7 protein-coding genes are annotated in these 6,940 nt (G+C 68.8%); 1 reads left to right on the top strand and 6 read right to left on the bottom strand.

Features of this window, described 5'->3' with window-relative positions; genetic code table 11:
* Positions 1-124: 124 nt before the first annotated feature.
* The 5 genes from CCL05_RS40155 to CCL05_RS40135 are packed head-to-tail and all read right to left on the bottom strand — an operon-like array spanning position 125 to position 5,846.
* On the bottom strand, positions 125-925 hold the full coding sequence (locus tag CCL05_RS40155) for an ABC transporter permease (protein WP_086565534.1): 801 nt from the start codon (positions 923-925) through the stop codon (positions 125-127).
* Positions 926-1,855: an ABC transporter permease gene (locus CCL05_RS40150; RefSeq protein ID WP_086565533.1), complete on the bottom strand. Its 930-nt coding sequence runs from the start codon at positions 1,853-1,855 to the stop codon at positions 926-928.
* Positions 1,855-3,000, bottom strand: coding sequence for an ABC transporter ATP-binding protein (locus CCL05_RS40145; protein WP_086565532.1), 1,146 nt, complete (start codon positions 2,998-3,000; stop codon positions 1,855-1,857). Before CCL05_RS40145 ends, CCL05_RS40150 begins: the two co-directional genes overlap by 1 nt.
* 6 nt (positions 3,001-3,006) lie before the next feature.
* Entirely contained in the window at positions 3,007-4,254 is a 1,248-nt protein-coding gene (locus CCL05_RS40140) for a polyamine ABC transporter substrate-binding protein (protein ID WP_086565531.1), read from the bottom strand.
* Between the two features lie 56 nt (positions 4,255-4,310).
* A complete protein-coding gene (locus tag CCL05_RS40135; protein ID WP_086565530.1) occupies positions 4,311-5,846 on the bottom strand; it encodes a gamma-aminobutyraldehyde dehydrogenase in 1,536 nt (511 codons plus the stop codon).
* A gap of 200 nt (positions 5,847-6,046) precedes the next feature.
* On the opposite strand from CCL05_RS40135, the gene CCL05_RS40130 reads away from it, so the two are divergent.
* On the top strand, positions 6,047-6,613 hold the full coding sequence (locus CCL05_RS40130; protein ID WP_086565529.1) for an NADAR family protein: 567 nt from the start codon (positions 6,047-6,049) through the stop codon (positions 6,611-6,613).
* 49 nt (positions 6,614-6,662) lie between these two features.
* Here CCL05_RS40130 and CCL05_RS40125 read toward each other — a convergent pair.
* Positions 6,663-6,940 (bottom strand): DUF4190 domain-containing protein (locus CCL05_RS40125; protein WP_143590029.1); only part of this gene is annotated, 278 nt, incomplete at its 5' end.

Genomic DNA, 6,940 nt, shown 5'->3' with positions numbered 1-6,940 from the left:
GTTCGGGGCGGGGCCGGCCGGGGTCGTCCAACCAGTACGGGAGGGGCTGGGCTTCGGAAAGCGAACGAATCCACGTGTTCCGCTGGTTCATGGCGCTCGGGGCCATGATGTCAACTCCCTACGGTCATGCCTTTTGTCTGTTGCGGCGGTTACCGACGGCCATGGAGGCCAGGACGAGCAGGACGGCGACGACGAACATGGTCGTGCCGATGACATTGATCTGAACGGGTGTTCCGCGCTGCGCCGAGCCCCAGACGAACATGGGGAAGGTGACGGTCGAGCCGGCGTTGAAATTGGTGATGATGAAGTCGTCGAAGGAGAGGGCGAAGGCGAGCAGGGCGCCCGCAGCGATGCCCGGCGCCGCGATCGGCAGGGTGACCCGGACGAAGGTCTGGAACGGGCCGGCGTAGAGGTCCCGTGCCGCCTCCTCCAGTTTCGGGTCCATCGACATCACGCGCGCTTTGACGGCCGTGACCACGAAACTCAGGCAGAACATGATGTGCGCGATGAGGATCGTCCAGAAGCCGAGCTGGGCGCCCATGTTGAGGAACAGGGTGAGCAGCGAGGCGGCCATGACGACCTCGGGCATCGCCATCGGCAGGAAGATCAGCGAGTTCACGGCGCCGCGGGCGCGGAACCGGTAGCGGACCAGTGCGAAGGCGATGAGCGTGCCGAGGAGCGTGGCGCCGAGGGTCGCCCAGACCGCGATCTGGAGGCTGACCGACAGCGAACCGCAGAGATCGGAGACGCCGCACGGGTCTTTCCAGGCGTCCAGGGAGAACTGCTGCCATTGGTAGTTGAAGCGCCCCTTCGGTTTGTTGAAGGAGAACACCGTGACGATGACGTTCGGCAGGAGCAGATAGCCGAGCGTGAGCAGTCCCGCGATGACGACGAGATTTCTTTTCAGCCAGTTGACGAAGGGCATTTAGACCAGATCCTCCGTCCCGGACCTGCGGATGTAGAGGGTGACCATGAGGAGAATGGCCGCCATGAGAATGAAGGAGAGTGCGGCGGCGGTCGGATAGTCGAGCACTCTGAGGAACTGCGTCTGGATGACGTTGCCGACCATGCGGGTGTCCGTGGAGCCGAGGAGGTCGGCGTTGACGTAGTCGCCGGCCGCCGGGATGAAGGTCAGCAGCGTGCCGGAGACGACACCCGGCATCGACAGCGGGAAGGTGACCTTGCGGAAGGTCGTCCAGGGACGTGCGTACAGGTCGCCCGCGGCCTCGTGGAGCCGGCCGTCGATGCGCTCCAGCGAGGTGTAGAGCGGCAGGATCATGAACGGCAGGAAGTTGTACGTCAGTCCGCACACCACCGCGAGGGGTGTGGCCAGGACGCGGTCGCCGGCGGTCCAGCCGAGCCAGTCGGTGACGTCCAGGACGTGCAGCGTGTCGAGCGCGCCGACGAGCGGGCCGCCGTCCGCGAGGATCGTCTTCCAGGCCAGGGTGCGGATCAGGAAGCTGGTGAAGAACGGCGCGATCACCAGGATCATGATCAGGTTCCGCCAGCGGCCCGCCCGGAAGGCGATCAGATACGCGAGCGGGTAGCCCAGCAGCAGACACAGGATCGTGGCGGTGCCCGCGTAGAGCACCGAGCGGACGAACTGCGGCCAGTACGCGGACAGCGCGTCCCAGTAGGTGGCGAAGTGCCAGGTGACCTTGTAGCCCTCCTCCAGGGAGCCCGTCTGCACGGACGTGGAGGCCTGGTAGATCATCGGCAGCGCGAAGAAGACCACCAGCCAGAGGATGCCGGGGAGCAGCAGCCAGTACGGCGTCCAGCGGCCCCTGCGCTGCGGGGGCTTCGGCTCGGGCGCTTCCGGCGCGAGCGGCGGCGGTGCCTCGGTGAGTGTCGACATCAGGCCGCCTCTTCCACTCCGGCATCGGCGTCCTGGGCGGCGTCCAGGCCGAAGGTGTGGGCCGGGTTCCAGTGCAGGACGACCTCGGCGCCGGGCACGAGCCGGGGGTCGCGGTCGATGTTCTGGGCGTAGACCTCGAAGTCCGCACAGACCGGGCTGTCGACGACGTACTGCGTCGAGACGCCGATGAAGCTGGAGTCGGCGATCTTCCCGGTGATGCGGTTGCGGCCCTCGGGTATCTCGCCGGCGTCGTCCGCGTGGGTGAGGGAGATCTTCTCCGGGCGGACACCGACCAGGACCTTGCCGCCGGCGGTCGCGGGGGCGGAACACCGCGCCTCGGGCAGGACGAGCTTGCCGCCGCCCGCCTTCAGCACGATCTCGCCGCCGCTCCGGGAGTCGACCTCGGCCTCGATGAAGTTGGAGGTGCCGAGGAAGTTGGCGACGAAGGTGGTGTTCGGGTTCTCGTAGAGGTCGGCCGGCGAGCCGAGCTGCTCGACGCGGCCCGCGTTCATCACGGCGACCGTGTCGGCCATGGTCATGGCCTCCTCCTGGTCGTGCGTGACGTGGATGAAGGTGATGCCGACCTCGGTCTGGATGCGCTTGAGTTCGAGCTGCATCTGGCGGCGCAGCTTGAGGTCGAGGGCGCCGAGCGGTTCGTCGAGGAGGAGCACCTTGGGGTGGTTGATCAGCGCGCGGGCCACGGCGACGCGCTGCTGCTGGCCGCCGGAGAGCTGGTGCGGCTTCTTGCGGGCCTGCTCTCCGAGCTGGACGAGGTCGAGCATCTCCCCGACCTGCTTCTTCACCGATCTCAGGCCGCGCCGGCGCAGGCCGAAGGCCACGTTCTCGAAGATGTCGAGGTGCGGGAAGAGGGCGTAGGACTGGAAGACCGTGTTCACGGGCCGCTTGTACGGCGGGAGCGCGGTCACGTCCTGGCCGCCCAGCGACACGGTCCCGGCGGAAGGTTCCTCCAGGCCGGCGATCATGCGCAGGGTGGTGGTCTTGCCGCAGCCGGAGGCGCCGAGCAGGGCGAAGAAGGAGCCCTGGGGCACGGTCAGGTCGAGCGGATGGACGGCGGTGAAAGCACCGTAGGTCTTGGCTATGCCCGTGAGGCGGACGTCGCCGGTGGGGTCTGTCTGGTTCGTCATCTTGGGTCACGCCCCCGTCAGCTTCGCGAACTTCTCTTCGAACTCGGTCTCTTCCTTCGAGCTCAGCGAGCGGAAGGCGTGCGACTTGGCGGCCATGGCCTTGTCGGGGATGATCAGCGGGTTGTTCGCCGCGTCCTCGTCGATCTTCGCCAGTTCGGCCTTCACGCCGTCGACGGGGCACACGTAGTTGATGTACGCGGCGAGTTCGGCGGCCGGTTTCGGCTCGTAGTAGTAGTCGATGAGCCGCTCGGCGTTCGTCTTGTGACGGGCCTTGTTGGGGATCAGCAGGTTGTCGGTCGACGTCACGTAGCCGCTGTCCGGGATGAGGAAGTCGATGTCGGGGCTGTCCGCCTTGAGCTGGACGACGTCACCGGCCCAGGCGACGCAGGCCGCGAAGTCGCCGCTGGTCAGGTCCGAGGTGTAGTCGTTGCCGGTGAAGCGGCGGATCTGGCCCTTGTCGACAGCCTTCTGGAGCCGGGCGATCGCCGCGTCGTAGTCGTCGGCGGTGAAGTGCGCCGGGTCCTTGCCCATGTCGAGCAGGGTCATCCCGACGCTGTCGCGCATCTCCGACAGGAACCCGACCCGGCCCTTGAGCTTGGGGTTGTCCAGCAGATCGGACAGCGACGTCACCTCGACGCCGTCGAGGGCCTTCTTGTTGTACGCGATGACGGTCGAGATGCCCTGCCAGACGTACGAGTAGGCGCGGCCCGGGTCCCAGTCGGGGCTGCGGAACTGGGCCGAGAGGTTGGCGTAGGCGTGCGGCAGGTTGCTCGGGTCGAGCTTCTGCACCCAGCCCAGGCGGATGAGGCGGCCGGCCAGCCAGTCGGTGAGGACGATCAGGTCCCGCCCGGTGTCCTGGCCCGCGGCGAGCTGCGGCTTGATCTTGCCGAAGAACTCGTTGTTGTCGTTGATGTCCTCGGTGTACTTGACCTTGACGCCGGTGCGTTTGGTGAACTCCTCCAGCGTCGGATGGTGCTTGCCGCTGTCGTCGACGTCCATGTACTCGGTCCAGTTGGAGAAGCTCACGGTCTTCTCCTTGGCCGAGTGGTCCTCTGCGGAGACGCCGCCCTGCGACCGGCCCGCCGCCGGGATGCCGCAGGCGCTCAGCGTCCCGATGCCGCCGGCCGCCAGCGCCCCGCCCGCGGAGGCGCGCAGCAGCGACCGCCGGGTGAGGGCGGCCCTGCCGTTGGTGAGACTGCGCCGCATGGCGGCCACTTGGGCCGGGGACAGGCGGTCGGGCTCGTACTGCTCCATGCGCGTGGTGCCCTTTCGGAGGGTGGACGGCCGTTGGTCAGGCGGCCTGCAGACGACTATCGGTCCCCGAAGACGGTGCGGTGCCAGTCCTTGGCGGCCACCGCGGTGTTGTCGAACATGACGTGTTTGATCTGGGTGTACTCCTCGAACGAGTACGCGGACATGTCCTTGCCGTAGCCGGAGGCCTTATAGCCGCCGTGCGGCATCTCGCTGATGATCGGGATGTGGTCGTTGACCCACACACAGCCCGCCTTGATCTCGCGCGTGGCCCGGTTCGCCCGGTACACGTCCCGGCTCCACGCGGAGGCGGCCAGCCCGTACGGGGTGTCGTTGGCGAGCGCGATGCCCTCGTCGTCGGTGTCGAACGGCAGCACGACCAGGACCGGCCCGAAGATCTCGGACTGGACGACCTCGCTGTCCTGGGCGGCGTCCGCGATGAGGGTGGGCCGGTAGTAGGCGCCCTTGGCCAACTCGCCCCCTGGTACTTCTCCGCCGGTCACCACGCGCGCGTAGGAACGCGCCCGGTCGACGAATCCGGCGACCCGGTCGCGCTGGACGTGCGAGACGAGCGGGCCGAGGTCGGTGCCGGCGGCGAACGGGTCGCCGAGCCGGACGGTCTCCATGAGTGCCGCCGTCCGCTCCACGAAGGCGTCGTACAGCGGTCGCTGCACGTACGCGCGCGTGGCGGCCGTGCAGTCCTGCCCGGTGTTGATGAGCGCGCCGGCGACCGCGCCGTGGGCGGCGGCCTCCGGGTCGGCGTCGTCGAAGACCACGAAGGGTGCCTTGCCGCCGAGCTCCAGGTGGAGGCGCTTGACGGTGGCGGTGGCGATCTCGGCGACGCGCCTGCCGACGGCGGTGGAGCCGGTGAAGGAGGTCATGGCCACGTCGGGGTGGCCGACGAGGTGCTCACCGGCCTGACTGCCGGTGCCGGTGACGATGTTGATCACGCCGTCCGGGATCCCGGCGTCCGTGGCCGCCTGGGCGAAGAGCAGCGAGGTCAGCGGGGTGAGCTCGGCGGGCTTCAGGACGATGGTGTTGCCCGCCGCGATCGCCGGCAGGACCTTCCACGCGGCCATCTGGAGGGGGTAGTTCCAGGGTGCGACGGAGCCGACGACACCGATGGGCTCGCGCCTGACGTACGAGGTGTGGTCCCCGGAGTACTCACCGGCGGACTGCCCCTGGAGCAGCCGTGCGGCACCGGCGAAGAAGGCGGTGTTGTCGATCGTCCCCGGGACGTCGAACTCCCGGCTCAGCTTCAGCGGCTTGCCGCACTGGAGCGACTCAGCACGGGCGAAGTCCTCGGCGCGGTCGGCCAGGACCGCGGCGAACCGGTGCAGGGCGTCGGACCGCTCGCCGGGCGTGGCCGCGGCCCAGCCCGGGAAGGCCTCGCGGGCGGCTGCGACGGCCCGGTCGACGTCGGCCGTGCCCGCCAGGTCGTAACGGAGCACCTCCTCGCCCGACGCCGGGTCGACGACCGCGTGCGTGCGGCCGGAGGTACCCCGGGTCAGGCGCCCGGCGATGTACTGCGCGCCCTGCGCGAAGCGCTCCTCGGCCGGGAATCGGTCCGCGGCGGCGTTGCCCGGGTTGTGCATGTCGCTCTCCTCCGTGTCCCCGTGGTGGGGCCGGCGTGGCTCAGGCTCGATTTGAGTGCCGATCCTGACAGAGGTATGGCATGCCAACAAGGGATTCCGTTGTTGATTTTTGGTTACGCGACGGAATCTGTCGACCAGGTGTCGAGTTGGCCGTGCCGAGGCAGGACGGTGTGTCAGTGGTGCGTGCCAGACTCGCGTGCATGGAGGAGATCACGGGGGCGGTCCGTTCCCGGGACGCCCTGATCAGGGCGGTCCGTACGGGGACAAGGATCAAGTATCTGCATTTCTGGGGGCACCGGCCGCGGCCTGACGGCCGGATCGGGGCGAGCTGTCTGAGCCAGTGGTGGCCGGCGCCGTTCGCGGTGGACGGCGTGGCGTACGCGACGGCCGAGCACTGGATGATGGCGGGCAAGGCCCGGCTCTTCGAGGACGCGGCGGCGGAGCGGGCCGTCCTGGCCGCCGCGCATCCCGCCGAGGCGAAGAAGGCCGGGCGGCTCGTGCGCGGGTTCGACGAGGCGATATGGGAGCGGGAGCGGTTCCGGATCGTCGTGGAGGGCAGCGTCCACAAGTTCGGCGCGCATCCCGAGCTGCGGGAGTTTCTGCTGGGCACGGGTGATCGAGTGCTGGTCGAGGCGAGTCCGGTGGACCGCGTCTGGGGCATCGGGCTGGCCGCGGACGACGAGGCGGCGGCGGATCCGGAGCGGTGGCGGGGGCCGAATCTGCTGGGCTTCGCGCTGATGGAGGCGCGGGAGCGGCTGCGCGGGTGACGAGTGGGGGGCCGGCCCACCGGACCGGCCCCCTCGTGAAGCAGCGACGTCAGGCAGCCGCGCCGAGCCCGCCCATGATGCTGGCGAAGAGCAGGAAGCCCAGCAGCGGAAGGATCACGGTGGCGATGATGCCGCAGACCAGTCCGGCGGTCGCCGCACCCTTGTTGGTGGCCTCACCCCGTGTGGCCTTGCCCCGGCCGATGGCGCCGAAGATGATCGCGAGGATGCCCAGGATCACGCCGAAGAACCACAGCAGGAAGGTCACGCTGCACACCACGCCGATGATGCCCAGCACCAGACCCGTGGTTCCCATGCCGTTGCTCGGCT

This window comes from Streptomyces africanus, from assembly GCF_002150735.1.
In the GTDB taxonomy this organism is placed as follows: Bacteria; Actinomycetota; Actinomycetes; order Streptomycetales; family Streptomycetaceae; genus Streptomyces; species Streptomyces africanus.
Note: the sequence above shows the minus strand (reverse complement) of the source record. Positions and strands in the feature narration are given on the sequence as shown.